Origin of the sequence: Okeania sp. SIO2F5 (genome assembly GCF_010692685.1) — a bacterium.
Classification (GTDB): Bacteria; Cyanobacteriota; Cyanobacteriia; order Cyanobacteriales; family Microcoleaceae; genus Okeania; species Okeania hirsuta.
The window spans coordinates 1-1,049 of sequence record NZ_JAAHGU010000329.1 but is presented as its reverse complement, the minus strand read 5'-3'; the positions used below and the strand labels follow the sequence as shown (position 1 = coordinate 1,049).

General features: G+C 54.4%; 1 protein-coding gene. It reads right to left on the bottom strand.

The window, feature by feature from the left end; translation table 11 throughout:
• Positions 1-75: 75 nt before the first annotated feature.
• The coding region (locus tag F6K27_RS33375; RefSeq protein WP_287300982.1) for an IS4 family transposase at positions 76-1,049 on the bottom strand (974 nt) is incomplete at its 5' end.

Below are 1,049 nucleotides of genomic sequence, written 5' to 3'. Positions count from 1 at the left end.
TCCCCCAGCTTGGGGGCAGGGGGATCGGAAAATCAGGCATTTTGCCAGCCTTTCTCCCCTCTCCCAGCTTGGGAGCTAATCCTGTAGGGGTTTGGAAACAGCCGCAGCGCCTTGTTTTGCAAAGTAGAAACGGTCAAGTGCAGTGGCCAATACTTTGACCCCAGGCAGCGGTTGCCTCTTAGAGGGGGCAAAGCCCACTAATGTCGCTAACGCTAAGGTCGCCTGCCGAAGCGAGTCAACGGGCTTGCCCGATAGTTGGTGCAATAGCTGCAATTCATCTGCCTCAAACATATTCTGTGCAGGCTGTTCAGGATCTTGACGCAACGCGTAAGTCAGTCCCAGAAGGTGCCAAGCGACCACAGAGTAGAAGCTTAAGGCGTTGACTAACGTATGCACGTCATCAAACTGTAGCTTTTCAACGTTCAAGGCTCCTGACTTGAGGGTGAAGTGCAGTCGTTCGATGCGCCAACGCAGGGCATAGAAGCGAAGGATGCGCTGCACATCCTCGGTGGATTCAATCGGTAGACTCGTGAGCAGAGACCAGCAGAGGGCGTTGTCTGCATCAAAGCAGTCATCACCCGTTTTAACATCGATACAAGCGACTTCGGTGGCAATCACCAACGACAGTTCCTGGGTCTTGTGGCGAGCTGCACTCAGGGTCTTGTTGGGGTAGATATGGACCCTTGCGGCGTGCAATTGCACGCTCACCTCTACCGTTCGCCGCTTGCCGTTGACCTGTCGCTCAATCTGTACACGATAGTGACCGTAATCCTCAAGCTGCACAGCAACATCAGGCAATGGGCACACCACCCCACCTGCGGCCACTTCGATTCGACGCGGTTGATAAACCCGCACCAACACGTCTACGTTTGGCTCACGCTTGGCGTTGAAGAACTCGAAGATGTCGCTTTCTCGGTCACAGGTGACGACCCATCGTTTGCTCGACCCTTGGGCGTGCTGATTGACCGCATCCAATCCATTGAACCACTTCTGAGATTCTTTTTGGTCCGAGGGCCAATCGATGGCCCCCTCTCGCGTCCAGTATTGTA